A 13,593-nucleotide genomic window follows, 5' to 3' on the forward strand; every position below is an offset into this window, starting at 1 on the left:
CCTTTGTTTTAAATTTTAATTCTTGATTATAGTATTGTTTTCTTTAAACTTAGTTAATTTTGGTGTATTCTTTGATTTTTTCCAAAACCAAGTCAATTACCCAATCCGGTGTAGAAGCACCTGCGCTAATACCGCATTTTTCTTTGCCACTAAACCATTCTTTTTGAATTTCCTTTTCATTTTCGATTAAATAGCTATCCTCGCAGTAATTTTTTGCTATTAAAAAAAGTTGCTTAGTATTAGCTGAATTTTTTCCTCCAACTATTATCATTACATCACTTTTTTTAGCAAGTTCATTGATTGCTTCTTGATTTTTAAAAGTCGCATCACATATGGTATTAAAAACGCGCACTTCCTTAACCCTAAGCATTAAAAAATTCACAATTTCCATAAATTTTTCTATCTTTTTTGTAGTTTGTGATACTACTGCGATTTTAGAAGGTAATTTAATATCAAATAATTCTTTTTCATCAAGAACCACATAAGCTTTAGTGCTTACATAACTTCTAACCCCTTTTACTTCAGGATGATTTTCATCTCCAAAAATCACAACTTCATAACCTTCATTGCTCATTTGCTCACAAATTTTTTGAGGTTTAGTTACAAAAGGACAAGTTGCATCAAAAATTTCTATATCTTTTTGCTTTAATTTTTCTAAATCTTGCTTTGTAATACCATGGGTTCTAATGATAGCTTTTTTTTCTGTGCTTAATTCATTAATATCATTTAATGTTTTAACATTATAATTTTTCCAAAGTCTTGTGATTTCTTCATTATTATGGATTAAAGGGCCTATGGTGGCTGCATCTTTAATCTGTTCAGCCTTCTTAATAGCTCTTTTTACCCCAAAACAAAATCCATAGCTTTTTGCTAGTTCAATCTCCAAATTTAGCTCCTATTTGCTTTAAAATCTCAATAAAATTTGGAAAAGAAGTTTTAATGCATTCACTATCATCTACTTCCATTCCACATCTTAAACCTAAAATTAAAAAACTCATCGCAATTCTATGATCTCCAAAGCTTTCTATTTTAGCACTTTTAACTTCGCCACCTTCTACTTCAAAACCATCTTCTAATTCTTTTACTTTTATGCCACATTTTTGCAAATTTAATACAATTGATTTGATTCTATCACTTTCTTTTACGCGTAATTCTTTAGCATTTTTTATAATGCTTTTTCCTTTTGCACAAGCAAAAGCTATGGCCAAAGCTGGAATTTCATCAATCAGCCATGCGATATTTTCACTCACACTTACTGCCTTTAAAGGCGCACTTTCAACATAAATTTCTCCAATACTTTCAAAATCTTCATTGGTAATATTATAGGTGATCTTTGCACCCATTTTTTCTAAAATTTTAAAGGCTTCAATACGTGTTTTATTTAACAAAACATTTTTTAAAACTACTTTTGAATGAGGTAAAATACAAGCAGCTAAGGCAAAGTAAAAGGCCGATGATGGATCATTTGGTACACATACTTCAAATGCTTTTAATTTTTCTTTTAAAGGATTGATTTTGATAAAAGTTTTTTCCTCATTTAAATATTCAATACAAGCTCCCATTTTATTAAGTATAATCTCACTATGATCTCTTGAAAGCTCAATTTCTTTAAAATAACTTTCTTTTTTGGCAAATAAAGCTGCTAAGATTAAAGCTGATTTTACCTGAGCTGAAGCAATATTACTACTAAAATCAAAACCATCCAACTTAGCTCCTTGTATACAAATAGGCGCTAAATTTGCATTAGCTCTTCCATAAATTTTAGCTCCTAAACTCATCAAAGGCTCACTTACACGTCTCATCGGCCTAGCATTTAAATAACAATCCCCGCTGAGTGCAAAAAATTCATCTTCAATAGCGCTTAAAAGACCTATTAAAAGTCTCATAGCTGTACCTGAATTGCCACAATCTAAAACACAATTTGGAGATTTTATATATTTTGGAGCTTTTATGCAAATTAATTCATCATTTTCTTCAACCTCAGCTCCCAAGGCTTGAATGATTGCTAAAGTATGTAAAGTATCTTGGGCTTTTAAATAATTTTTAATTTTGCAAGTTCCTTGGGTAAGCAAAGAAAAGATAGCAAAGCGATGAGATATAGACTTATCAGAAGCTATATCTTCAAGCTCTGCTGTAAAAGAACTAATAGGACTGATTTTCATCGAAGTTTTAAACCATACTCATCATCTAAAGCTTTGATGATTTTATCAATATATTCAAGGATAATATTATCTTCTAAGGTTTTTTCAAAATCTCTAAATACTAAATTAATAGTCAAGCTATAAAAATCGCCTAAATTCTCATCTGTATATAAATCTACCACTCTAAAACTTTCTAATCTTTCAATATCTAATTTAGCAATAGTGTGTTTGATTTTTTCATATTCAAAACCCTTAGGTATAACTATACTTAAATCCCTGCTCATAGATGGAAATTTAGAATAAGCTTTAGCGGTTTTAAAGTCTTGTTTTAAGCCCTCTAAATCAAGCTCACAAATATAAGTTTTAACCAGATCTCTTTTATTTTCTATACTTAAATGCACTCTACCTACAAAACCTATACGTTTACCGTTTTTATATACATTTGCTTGCTCATATGGGCTTAAAAATGCATATTCTGATTTTTGCAAACTAAAATCACCTATAATGCTTTTTAATTCTGCTAAAAAAGTATAAAAATCTACCAAAACAGGCTTAGCCTTATTTGTGATTTTAGCTTCTTCTTTGTAGCCACTAAAGATCATTGCAAATTTAGCATGCTCGTTTGAAAACTCATCAAAAACACTACCACATTCAAAAAGTTTGATTTTCTTTTTTGAATTTCTTAGATTAAAACTTGCTGCATTTAAAAGATGATTTATCAAAGTGCTTCTTAAAGTATTAAGCTCATTGGTGATAGGATTAATGAGTTTGTTTTTAATACATTTAAATCCTAATTGACTTAATTCTTCTTCATTATCTAAAACATAATGCACACTTTCAAAATACCCATTACTACTTGCTTTTAATCTTAAATTTTTAAGCTCTTGATAATCAAAATATACTTGATTTAGGCGATTTTTTTCTTTAAATTCTAAAGCTTTTGATGGGATATTATCAATGCCAATAATTCTTACTATTTCTTCACTAATATCAGCTATATTTGCTATATCACTGCGATGAAGTGGGATTTTGATATTAAATTGCTCATCATTTACCACACTTATTTCAAAGCCTAGTTTTTTAAGAATTTTTACTAAATTATTTTTATCTATAGGCATACCAATGATTTTATCAATCTCTGCACCAAAAATACCAATAATATTTGCTTCATTTTCTTTAAAAACTTGTTGACTTCCTGAAAAAACACTCATTGCGTTGATTTTTAAGCACTCATTAAATAAATACTCCATTCCCAAAGAAAGCTTAGGCTCACTACCTCTTAAAGAACGATATATAGTATCATTTTTCTTTTTACAAAAGGCTATTGCATTTGCTATAGTTTGAGGATGAGTATAGCTTGCTTCTATAATGATGATTTTACTTTCATCATTGATTTTAAATTTATCTTCTTGCTCTATACCCGCTAAAGCAATCAACTCATCTTTATAATAAACTCCATATTCTCCATGTTCTTGAGTTTTAATTTCTAAAACAATCTTTTCATCGATTTGACATTCTTTGCAAAGCTTATGAAAATCATAAGCACAAAAAATCACCCCGCTTGCATGAGTTGCATAAGTTAAAAGATTTTCTATGTTATTATTTTTATATGCTTCAATCAAGGCAAGGCGAATTTGTATCGTAATATTTAGCTTAAATTCTTCTTTAATCTCTAATGCTTTATAAGCAAAAAAGCCTTCAACATCACTCTGATTTTTAACACTTAGTATTCTTCCTATACCTACGCTATTTTCGCTTTCTTTTAAAGGATTTAATTCTTTTAAATTTAAGTCAAGTGCTGCGCTTAAATCTCTAGCAACACCATATAAGCTCAAGCAATCTCCGCGATTTGGAGTAAGTTCTATTTCAATTAATTCATCATTAAAAAGTTCATAATCATTTAAAGCTTTTCCTAGAACTAATTCTCCCATGCTTTCATCTAAAACCATAATGCCTTCATTGCTTTTTCCAAAACCAAGCTCACTAGAAGAGCAAATCATACCCATAGATTCAACCCCTCTAAGTTTTGCAGGTTTTATCTCAAGTCCATTTGGAAGCACTGCACCCACTAAAGATACGGCTACAAATTGATCTTTATTAACATTTTTTGCACCACAAACAATTTGTAAAATTTCATTCCCAACATCTACTTTGCAAATATTCAATTTATCTGAATTTTCATGTTTAACTTTTTCTAAAACCTTACCTATTACAACTTTTTTGGGAGCTTTAACACTTTTGAAACTATCAACTTCTAATCCTATAGAATTTAAAGTATTTACTATAGTTTGCGTTGATATTTCACTTAAATCAATCCATTCATTTAACCAATTTCTACTAATAATCATCTAAATTGCTCCAATAATCTTAAATCACCTTCAAACATAGAACGCAAATCAGGAATTTTATGTAAAAGCATAGCAAAACGCTCCACACCCAAACCAAAAGCATAGCCACTTACATTTTTATAACCAACAAATTTATAAACATTAGGATCAACAACACCGCATCCTAAAACTTCAAGCCATCCTGTTTGCTTACAAACCCTACATCCACAACCTTTACAAAACACACAAGAAATATCTACTTCAGCAGATGGCTCTGTAAAAGGAAAAAAGCTAGGTCTAAAACGCACTTTTACATCACCAAACATATGTTTTAAAAAATGTTCTAGCATATCTTTTAAATTTGCAAAATTTACCTTATCGCCCTCTTCTACCACAAGTCCTTCCACTTGATGAAACATAGGTGTATGGGTAATATCAAAGTCTCTTCTAAAAACTGCACCTGGTGCTATCATTCTAATAGGTGGTTTTTGAGATAGCATAGTTCTAATTTGAACTGGAGAAGTTTGGGATCTAAGCAAGGTTTTATCTTCAAAATAAAAAGTATCTTGCATATCTCTTGCGGGATGATTTTGTGGTAAATTTAATGCTTCAAAATTATGAAAATCATCCTCAATCAAAGGCCCTTTTTCTATGCTGAAATTTAAAGCTGTAAAATATTCTATGATTTTATCCATAGTTTGCATGATTGGGTGCAAAGCACCTGCATTTGAAGTTTCATCAAAAAAGCTAAAATCTTGCACATCTTGTTTCATTTTTTCATTTAAAGCTTTTTCTTCCAATTCTTTTAATTTTACTTGATAAGCTTCATTAAATTCATCTCTTGCTTTATTTAAACCATTAGCAAATTCTTTTTTTTCTTCACCTTGCAAATCTTTTAACTTTGCAAATTCCAAAGTCAAAATACCTTTTTTTCCTAAAACACTTACTTTTATATTTTCAAGTTCTGCTAAAGTACTTGCAGAAGCAATTTTTTCTATCATATCTTGCAATTTTAGCTCCAACTAAATTTTTTTTAAACATTCTAATGTAAAATTATTTAAAATTAGCAAAAATAACAAAAAAAGGACTATTAAATGAGAGAAAAAACCGTATTTGAACTAATCATAGAAGGAAAAATCCCTGCTAATAAAGTTTTAGAAAGTGAAAAATTTTTAGCTTTTCATGATATTAATCCTAAAGCACCTATTCATATTTTAATCATTCCAAAAGAGCATTTTGAAAACTTTCAAGAATTAAGACCTGAATTAATGGGAGAAATGACACAATTTATCCAAGAATTAGCTACTCTTTTAGGACTTGATAAAAGTGGGTATAGATTAATCACAAATTGTGGAAAAAATAGCGGACAAGAAGTTTTTCATTTGCATTTTCATATGTTAGGTGGATTTGAGCTTCCAAAAAATAAAGAAACCCAAATCAATCCTGAATCACTATTCTAAAAAGGGCTTAACTCTTTTTAGATAGCAGGACCAGCTAATTTAAATTCTGCTCCTTCTTTTACATCTTCATAGCGTTTGAAATTTTCTATAAACATTTTCGCAAGCTTTAATTTAGTTTCTTCATAAGCTTTTTTATCTTCCCAAGTATTAACAGGGTTTAATAACTTACTTTCTACACCTGCTAATTCTTTTGGAACTGCAAGATTAAATAAATCATAGTTTTCAAACTCACAATTTTGTATGCTACCATCTAAAATCGCATTAATGCAAGCTCTAGTAGCTTTAATACTCATTCTTTTACCTACACCATAAGCTCCACCGCTCCAACCGGTATTTACCAAATAAACATTCACATTATGCTTGCTGATTTTTTCGCCCAAAAGTTTTGCATAAACAGTTGGATGTAATGGTAAAAATACTTCCCCAAAACAAGCCGAAAAAGTCGCAACGGGCTCAGTAATACCTCTTTCAGTTCCTGCTACTTTAGCAGTATAACCACTTAGAAAATAATACATTGCTTGTTCTTTACTAAGTTTACTAACCGGAGGTAAAACGCCAAAAGCATCCGCTGAAAGGAAAATGATATTACTAGGATGACCTGCGCTAAGACTTGGCTCGTGATTTAAAATATGTTCTATCGGATAAGAAACTCTAGTATTTTCAGTTTTAGAACCATCATTGAAATCAACACTTAAATCATCTTTTAAAACTACATTTTCTAAAAGTGCATTTTGCTTTATAGCTCCATAAATTTCTGGCTCACTTTGAGGGTCAAGGTTAATACATTTTGCATAACAACCTCCTTCAAAATTAAACACACCCTCATCATCCCAACCATGCTCATCATCGCCTATTAATTTTCTTTTTGGATCGGTTGAAAGAGTAGTTTTACCTGTACCGCTAAGTCCAAAGAAAAGCGCCACATCACCTTTTTCTCCAACATTAGCACTACAATGCATAGGAAGTTTATTTTCTAGCGGAAGCCAGTAATTCATCATAGAAAAAATTCCTTTTTTCATCTCTCCGCCATACCAAGTCCCACCAATTACTGCTATATTTTTTTCTATGTTAAAAATGACAAAAACTTCTGAATTTAAACCATCTTTTTCATAGTCTTCATTCACACATTTGCAAGCATTATACACCACAAAATCAGGTTTAAACTCACCAAGCTCTTCTTCTTTTGGACGAATAAACATATTTTTTACAAAATGCGCTTGCCAAGCAATTTGTGTTACAAAACGCACAGCTTTGCGACTTTTTAACGAAGCACCACAATATGCATCTTGGATATAAATGTCACTATTACTAAGCTGCTTTTTAGCTTTTGCTAAAAGTTTTTCAAATAATTCCTCACTAATAGGTTGGTTAATCTTACCCCAAGCAATATATTTTTGTGAAGGATCTTGTTTTACAAAATATTTATCCTTAGGGCTTCTTCCGGTAAAAATTCCCGTATCCACACTAAAGGTACCATTTTTAGTACATACACCTTCATTGTTATTTTTTTCATGTTTTAAAAGCTCATCATAACTAAGATTATGAAAAACTTGCCCGATATTTTCTAAACCTAAATTTTCTAAACCTATCATTTTTGCCTCCTTATTTATAAGTCATTAAAACCTGGCCTTCACTTACACTCTCACCAGCATTTATTAAAAGTTCTGCAATTTCTCCATCTTTACTTGCACTAACTTCAATCTCCATTTTCATAGCTTCAAGCACAGCTACAACTTGACCTGCTTTAACACTGTCATTTTCTTTTACTAAAATTTTAAATACATTTGCATTCATACTCGCAACGATGGCATTAGCACTATCATCTACTTGTGCCTTTTTCACTTCTGTTTTGTCTGAATTTACCTTGACAGCACTTTTAACATTAACATCTCTATCAAAACCTGCACTTACTTCCACATGATATTTATTACCATTAACTGAAACGGTAAATTGATTTTCATTGATAAGACTTGGTTTTAATTTGCTATTTTTTCTAACATTAACCTTAGCTTCACCTTTTAAGAAAGCTATACCTTTTTCTTTACAAGCTGCAACGATAAAAATATTTTCTTCACTTGTTTCTAAATTTTCTTTTTCCAATAAGTTTTTAATATAAGCTATACTTTTACTCTCATCTGCATCAGCGATATCTGTAGCTAATTTTGTAGTTGGTTCTAATTTTAATTGCTCGCTTGCAAGCTTAATTACTTCAGGATCTGGAGCAACGGGAGTTTTTCCAAAATATCCTAAAACCATTTTTCCATATCCATCTGCTATTTTTTTCCAAGGTCCAAACATTACATTATTAAAAGCTTGTTGAAAATAAAATTGCGATACAGGAGTAACCGAAGTACCATAACCACCTTTTTCTACCACTTCTTGCATGGCTTTTATAACTTGAGGAAATTTATCTAAAATATTATTATCTCTCATCATTTGTGTATTAGCAGTTAATGCTCCACCTGGCATAGGTGAAAAAGGTATTAAAGGATTTACCGCTGTTGCTTCAGGTGGTAGAAAATAATCTTTTAAACAATCTTTTAACACTTCTTCATATTTTAAAATTTTTTCTTCATCCAAACCAAGATCAAAATTGCTTCCCTTTAAAGCATGAAGCATGGTTAAAATATCAGGTTGGCTTGTACCACCACTAACAGGAGCAGCAGCCAAATCTATACCATCAACACCTGCTTCTAAAGCCGCTAAATAGCATGCTATGCTTACCCCTGCAGTTTCATGCGTATGTAACCTTATATGCATATTTTCAGGTAAGTTTTTTCTAGCCATTTTAATAACTTCATAAATTTTATTTGGATTTGAAGTTCCACTTGCGTCTTTAAAACAAATACTATCAAAAGGAATTTGTGCTTGTAGGATTTCTTTTAAAATTCTTTCATAAAAAGGTACATCATGCGCGCCTTTACATTTTGGAGGTAAATCCATTAAAGTAATAGTGATTTCATGTTTTAAACCATGTTTAACTATGCATTCTCCACTAAATTTCAAATTATTTACATCATTTAATGCATCAAAATTTCTTATGGTAGTTGTACCATGTTTTGCAAACATTTTTGCATGTAAATCAATAATTTCTTTACTACCTGTATCAAGTGCTACAGTATTAACCCCTCTTGCAAGGGTTTGTAAATTTGCTTCTTTTCCAACGATGGCTCTAAATTTATCCATCATTTCAAAGGCATTTTCATTTAAATAAAAAAATAAGCTTTGAAACCTAGCTCCACCGCCAAATTCAAAATGCTTAATATCTGCTTCTTTAGCTGCTTCTAGGGCAGGAAAAAAGTCATTCATCAAAACTCTAGCACCATAAACAGATTGAAAACCATCTCTAAATGTGGTATCCATCACATCAATTAATTTTTTAGCCATAATTTTTCCTTATTTTTGCATCTTTGCAATTATAACCTTACTTTCTTAAAAAATAAATTTATAAAATTTGGTTTAACATAATGATAATAATCGCAACAGGCGCAACAAATCTGAGTAAAAAATACCATATTTCAAAAATACTTTTACTCATAAATTTAGAAAACAAATTATAGATTTTCATTTTATCTACAAAAAATCCTACAAAAATAGCACTAGCAATAGCTCCAAGTGGGAGCATAAAATTAGAAGTTAATTTATCCAAAATATCAAAAAAACTTAGACCAAAAAAACTAAAACTAGCCCCATAACTAGCACTAAAAGATAAAATACAACTCATCCCCAAAAGAAAAACCACAAACCCTATAAAAACCAAAGCCTTTTTTCTTGAAATTTTATATTCATTCACAAGATAAAAAGTAAAAGGTTCTATCATAGAAACTGCTGAAGTAATCCCTGCAAAAAATAAGGCCAAGAAAAAATAAAAGGCTAAAAAATGCCCAAAGATAGCACCTAAGTTGGAAAATAAAGTCGTTAAAGATATAAATACAAGTCCAGCGCCTTCTGCGGGATTGGCATTAAATTTAAATATAAAAGTAAATACAATAAGTCCCATCATTAAGCCTATGCTGATATTTAAAAGCACAATTATGGCTGAACTTGTGATTAAATTTGTATCATCTTTTAATGAAGCTGCGTAAGTAGTAATACAACCTATACCTAAACATAAGGTAAAAAAAGCAAGGCCTAAAGCTGTTAAAACTGAGTTTAAACTAAGTTTAGTAAAATCAGGATAAAACAAATAAACAAAAGCTTCTTTAAAACCATCTTGAAAAAAGCAATACACTAGCATTAATACAAGCATGATAAATAAACTTGGCATGATCCAAACATTCAGTTTTTCTATACCACTTTTAACCCCTCTTGAGACAACAAACAAGGTAAGAAAAAAAGCAATTAAAAAATACAAACTACTTTCTAAAATACTATTTTGTATTAAATTTCCAAACAAAGCTCCTGCCTCTTGGGTATTACTAGGCAAATAATAAATCGAAGTTATCATGTATTTTAAAACCCAACCCATAATAACAAGATAAAAAGATAATACAAAAATTCCACCAAGCATAAAAAATCCCGCAAATTTCCATTTTTGAGCATACTTGGTTGCTAAACTTTTATAAGCATTTACAGGATCACTTTGACTTAATCTTCCCATAGCAATTTCAGCTAAAAATACACAAAATCCCACGCTAATAGTCAAAAGCAAATACAAAAGCACAAAAGCAAAACCACCATTTTGCCCTACTAAGGTTGGAAATTTCCAAGCATTTCCAAGCCCTATAGCACCACCTGCAACAGCTAATACAAAGCCTATTTTAGAAAATTTATCATTCATTTTAATGCCTTAGAAAAAAAGCTGTCTGGCCATGATTAAAATCACTGCTAATGGAGAAATATATCTTAAAAAGATATACCAAATTTCAAAATACACCCCACGCATAAAGGGATGAAATAAAATTTGCAAAGCTTCTTTTTTAAGCACAAAACCCACAAAAAACGCTGTAATTAAAGCAGAAATTGGCATTAATAAATTTTGTATGAAAAAGTCTAAAATATCAAAAAAACTTTTTCCAAAGAAATTTAAACTTGGTGCGCTTACATGATAAAAAGAAAGTATAGATAAACTTCCAAGAAAATAAACAATCACACCTACAAAAACCAAAGCTTTCTTTCTTGAAATTTGATAACGATTTATAAGATAAAAAGTAAAAGGTTCTATCATGGAAATAGCTGAAGTAATTCCTGCAAAAAATAAAGCTATAAAAAAGGCTATAGCTAAAACATTTCCTAAAAATCCTAATTTTGCAAAAAGTGTTGTTAATGATATAAATATAAGCCCTGGACCTTGTTGGGTAGGATCAGCTCCGAATTCAAATATAAAAGTAAATACAATAAGCCCCATCATTAAGCCAATGATAGTATTAATGATGATAATATTTAAAGCACTACTTATAAAATTTGTTTTATCAGGCAAGTTTGCTGCGTAAGTTAAAATCACACAAACACCCAAAGACATACTAAAAAACGCAAGCCCTAGTGCATCTAATATAGAATTAACACTTAATTTTGAAAAATCAGGTACAAACAAAAACTCACTTGCTTTAGAAAAACCATCCATACTAAAAGAATACCCAAGCATTAAAATAAGCAGTATAAATAAGCTTGGCATCATCCAAACATTGAGTTTTTCTATACCACTTTTAACACCTTTTGATACTACATAAAAAATAACTATAAATACAAAAGTAAAACATATAAATTGAGATAAAACATCATTAGAAAGTAAATTTCCAAAAATAGCGCCTGCTTCATTTGTATCTTTAGGTAGTTCAAAAAACCCAAAATAAGCATATTTTGCTATCCAACCTATCACAACACTATAAAAAGACACTAAAATAATAGCACCAAGCATAAAAAATCCCGCAAATGACCATGCCTTTTTATTTTTTGGTGCTAAAGTATGATAAGCATTTACAGGATCTTTTTCGCTAAGTTTTCCTATGCTAAGTTCTGCTAAAAATATTACAAAAGCCACACCCAAGGTTAAAAGTAAATACACTACTACAAAAGCTGAACCGCCATTGTTACCCACTAAAGTTGGAAATTTCCAAGCATTTCCAAGCCCAACGGCTGAACCTGCCACTGCTAATACAAAACCTATCTTAGAAAATTTTTCATTCATCTTTTAACCTTAAAAAAATAATTGTTTTATCATGATTAAAATCACCGCCAAAGGTGAAATATATCTTACAAAAAAATACCAGCACTCAAAGTATTTACCCCTCATATAAGGATAAAATAAAGTTTGCAAAGCCTCTTTTTTAAGTACAAATCCTACAAAGATTGCACCAAATAACCCACCCAAAGGCATCATTAAATTTGAAGCTATAAAATCTAATATATCAAAAAAACTTTTTCCAAAAAATTCCAAAGAATCTTTACTCCACTCAATTCCTGATAAAATACATAAACTTCCTAAAAAATACACAATGAAAGCTATAAAAATCAAAGCTTTTTTTCTTGTAAAATTATAAGAATTAATTAAGTAAAAAGTTAAAGGTTCTATCATGGAAACTGCTGAAGTAATCCCTGCAAAAAACAAAGCTATAAAAAAAGCTATGGCTAAAATATTTCCCAAAGGTAAAAAGCCAATTGGATCAATATTTGAAAACAAACTCATTAAAGATACAAAAATCAAACCTGGACCTTGCTGAGCTGGATTGCCATTAAATTCAAATATAAAAGTAAATACAATAAGTCCCATCATAATACCAATGATAATATTAATAATAATAATATTAATAGTACTTGTAATAAAATTTGTTTTATCAGGTAAACTTGCAGAATAAGTTATAATCGAACCCACTCCAATAGATAAAGAAAAGCAAGCAAGTCCTAAAGCACTCAAAAACGCCCCTACCCCAAGCTTAGAAAAATCAGGAGAAAACAAAAACTCACTTGCTTTAGAAAAACCATCCATACTAAAAGAATACCCAAGCATTAAAATAAGCAGTATAAATAAGCTTGGCATCATCCAAACATTGAGTTTTTCTATACCACTTTTAACACCTTTTGATACTACATAAAAAATAACTATAAATACAAAAGTAAAACATATAAATTGAGATAAAACATCATTAGAAAGTAAATTTCCAAAAATAGCGCCACTTTCTTCTATGCTTTTTGGTAAAGGAAAAAATCCAAAATAAGCATACTTCACAATCCATCCTATAATCACACTATAAAAAGAAACAATCAAAATAGCGCCTATTAAAGAAAAACCGACTATAGACCAAGCTCTTTTGTGTTTTGGTGCTAAAGTATAATAAGCATTTACAGGATCTTTTTCACTAAGTTTTCCTATGCTAAGTTCTGCTAAAAATATCACAAAACCTACACCCAAAGTCAAAAATAAATACAAAAGTACAAAGGCTGAGCCTCCATTTTGCCCTACTAAAGTTGGAAATTTCCAAGCATTTCCAAGCCCAACGGCTGAACCTGCCACTGCTAATACAAAGCCTATTTTAGAAAATTTATCATTCATAAAAATAACCTTAAATTTTATAAACACATAAAAAACATTTAATGTAGCTAAAAAAAACTTTAATTTATTTTAAAATATGCTTATTAATTTAAATTTCAATAATTTTAAAGCTATATTAATATATAATTTCGCTTTTATAAATCACGAGTAGGGATACGCAAGCCGAAAGGATTTAA

At 30.2% G+C, this 13,593-nt stretch carries 10 protein-coding genes; 1 reads left to right on the forward strand and 9 read right to left on the reverse strand.

Annotated elements, in window-relative coordinates:
• Window positions 1–49 precede the first annotated feature (49 nt).
• Genes L8X36_RS02225 through pheS form a run of 4 tightly spaced genes read right to left on the reverse strand, consistent with a single transcriptional unit; the run spans window position 50 to window position 5,478 of the window.
• Window positions 50–886, reverse strand: coding sequence for a 4-hydroxy-3-methylbut-2-enyl diphosphate reductase (locus L8X36_RS02225; protein WP_263682342.1), 837 nt, complete (start codon window positions 884–886; stop codon window positions 50–52).
• Window positions 876–2,162 carry a 3-phosphoshikimate 1-carboxyvinyltransferase gene (gene aroA / locus L8X36_RS02230; RefSeq protein WP_263682343.1) on the reverse strand — a complete coding sequence of 429 codons (1,287 nt, stop codon included), beginning with the start codon at window positions 2,160–2,162 and terminating at the stop codon, window positions 876–878. Before aroA ends, L8X36_RS02225 begins: the two co-directional genes overlap by 11 nt.
• On the reverse strand, window positions 2,159–4,489 hold the full coding sequence (gene pheT, locus L8X36_RS02235; RefSeq protein ID WP_263682344.1) for a phenylalanine--tRNA ligase subunit beta: 2,331 nt from the start codon (window positions 4,487–4,489) through the stop codon (window positions 2,159–2,161). Before pheT ends, aroA begins: the two co-directional genes overlap by 4 nt.
• The gene (pheS, locus tag L8X36_RS02240; protein WP_220555325.1) at window positions 4,486–5,478 is read right to left on the reverse strand and encodes a phenylalanine--tRNA ligase subunit alpha; all 993 of its coding nucleotides are present in this window, start codon (window positions 5,476–5,478) and stop codon (window positions 4,486–4,488) included. The genes pheT and pheS overlap by 4 nt, the downstream gene beginning before the upstream one ends.
• 84 nt (window positions 5,479–5,562) lie before the next feature.
• Here pheS and L8X36_RS02245 point away from each other — a divergent pair, with 84 nt between their 5' ends.
• Window positions 5,563–5,928: a histidine triad nucleotide-binding protein gene (locus L8X36_RS02245; protein ID WP_263682345.1), complete on the forward strand. Its 366-nt coding sequence runs from the start codon at window positions 5,563–5,565 to the stop codon at window positions 5,926–5,928.
• Window positions 5,929–5,945: 17 nt separating this feature from the next.
• Here L8X36_RS02245 and pckA read toward each other — a convergent pair whose 3' ends face one another.
• Genes pckA through L8X36_RS02270 form a run of 5 tightly spaced genes read right to left on the reverse strand, consistent with a single transcriptional unit; the run spans window position 5,946 to window position 13,417 of the window.
• Window positions 5,946–7,520 (reverse strand): phosphoenolpyruvate carboxykinase (ATP), encoded by a 1,575-nt coding sequence (pckA, locus tag L8X36_RS02250; protein ID WP_263682346.1) that lies wholly within the window; start codon window positions 7,518–7,520, stop codon window positions 5,946–5,948.
• Window positions 7,521–7,530: 10 nt separating this feature from the next.
• Window positions 7,531–9,315 carry a biotin/lipoyl-containing protein gene (locus tag L8X36_RS02255; RefSeq protein WP_263682347.1) on the reverse strand — a complete coding sequence of 595 codons (1,785 nt, stop codon included), beginning with the start codon at window positions 9,313–9,315 and terminating at the stop codon, window positions 7,531–7,533.
• Between the two features lie 58 nt (window positions 9,316–9,373).
• On the reverse strand, window positions 9,374–10,708 hold the full coding sequence (locus L8X36_RS02260) for a sodium-dependent transporter (protein ID WP_263682348.1): 1,335 nt from the start codon (window positions 10,706–10,708) through the stop codon (window positions 9,374–9,376).
• Window positions 10,709–10,717: 9 nt separating this feature from the next.
• Window positions 10,718–12,055: a sodium-dependent transporter gene (locus L8X36_RS02265; RefSeq protein ID WP_263682349.1), complete on the reverse strand. Its 1,338-nt coding sequence runs from the start codon at window positions 12,053–12,055 to the stop codon at window positions 10,718–10,720.
• A 9-nt stretch (window positions 12,056–12,064) separates the two neighbouring features.
• The gene (locus L8X36_RS02270) at window positions 12,065–13,417 is read right to left on the reverse strand and encodes a sodium-dependent transporter (RefSeq protein WP_263682350.1); all 1,353 of its coding nucleotides are present in this window, start codon (window positions 13,415–13,417) and stop codon (window positions 12,065–12,067) included.
• Between the last annotated feature and the right edge of the window lie 176 nt (window positions 13,418–13,593).

This window comes from Campylobacter sp. CNRCH_2014_0184h (genome assembly GCF_025772985.1).
GTDB lineage: Bacteria > Campylobacterota > Campylobacteria > Campylobacterales > Campylobacteraceae > Campylobacter_D.

Excerpts from the sequence above, each read along its gene's own strand:
- L8X36_RS02270 (WP_263682350.1), bottom strand. The coding sequence starts at position 13,417 with ATGAATGATAAATTTTCTAAAATAGGCTTTGTATTAGCAGTGGCAGGT.
- aroA (WP_263682343.1), bottom strand. The coding sequence starts at position 2,162 with ATGAAAATCAGTCCTATTAGTTCTTTTACAGCAGAGCTTGAAGATATA.
- L8X36_RS02265 (WP_263682349.1), bottom strand. The coding sequence starts at position 12,055 with ATGAATGAAAAATTTTCTAAGATAGGTTTTGTATTAGCAGTGGCAGGT.
- L8X36_RS02255 (WP_263682347.1), bottom strand. The coding sequence starts at position 9,315 with ATGGCTAAAAAATTAATTGATGTGATGGATACCACATTTAGAGATGGT.
- L8X36_RS02260 (WP_263682348.1), bottom strand. The coding sequence starts at position 10,708 with ATGAATGATAAATTTTCTAAAATAGGCTTTGTATTAGCTGTTGCAGGT.
- L8X36_RS02245 (WP_263682345.1), top strand. The coding sequence starts at position 5,563 with ATGAGAGAAAAAACCGTATTTGAACTAATCATAGAAGGAAAAATCCCT.
- pckA (WP_263682346.1), bottom strand. The coding sequence starts at position 7,520 with ATGATAGGTTTAGAAAATTTAGGTTTAGAAAATATCGGGCAAGTTTTT.
- pheT (WP_263682344.1), bottom strand. The coding sequence starts at position 4,489 with ATGATTATTAGTAGAAATTGGTTAAATGAATGGATTGATTTAAGTGAA.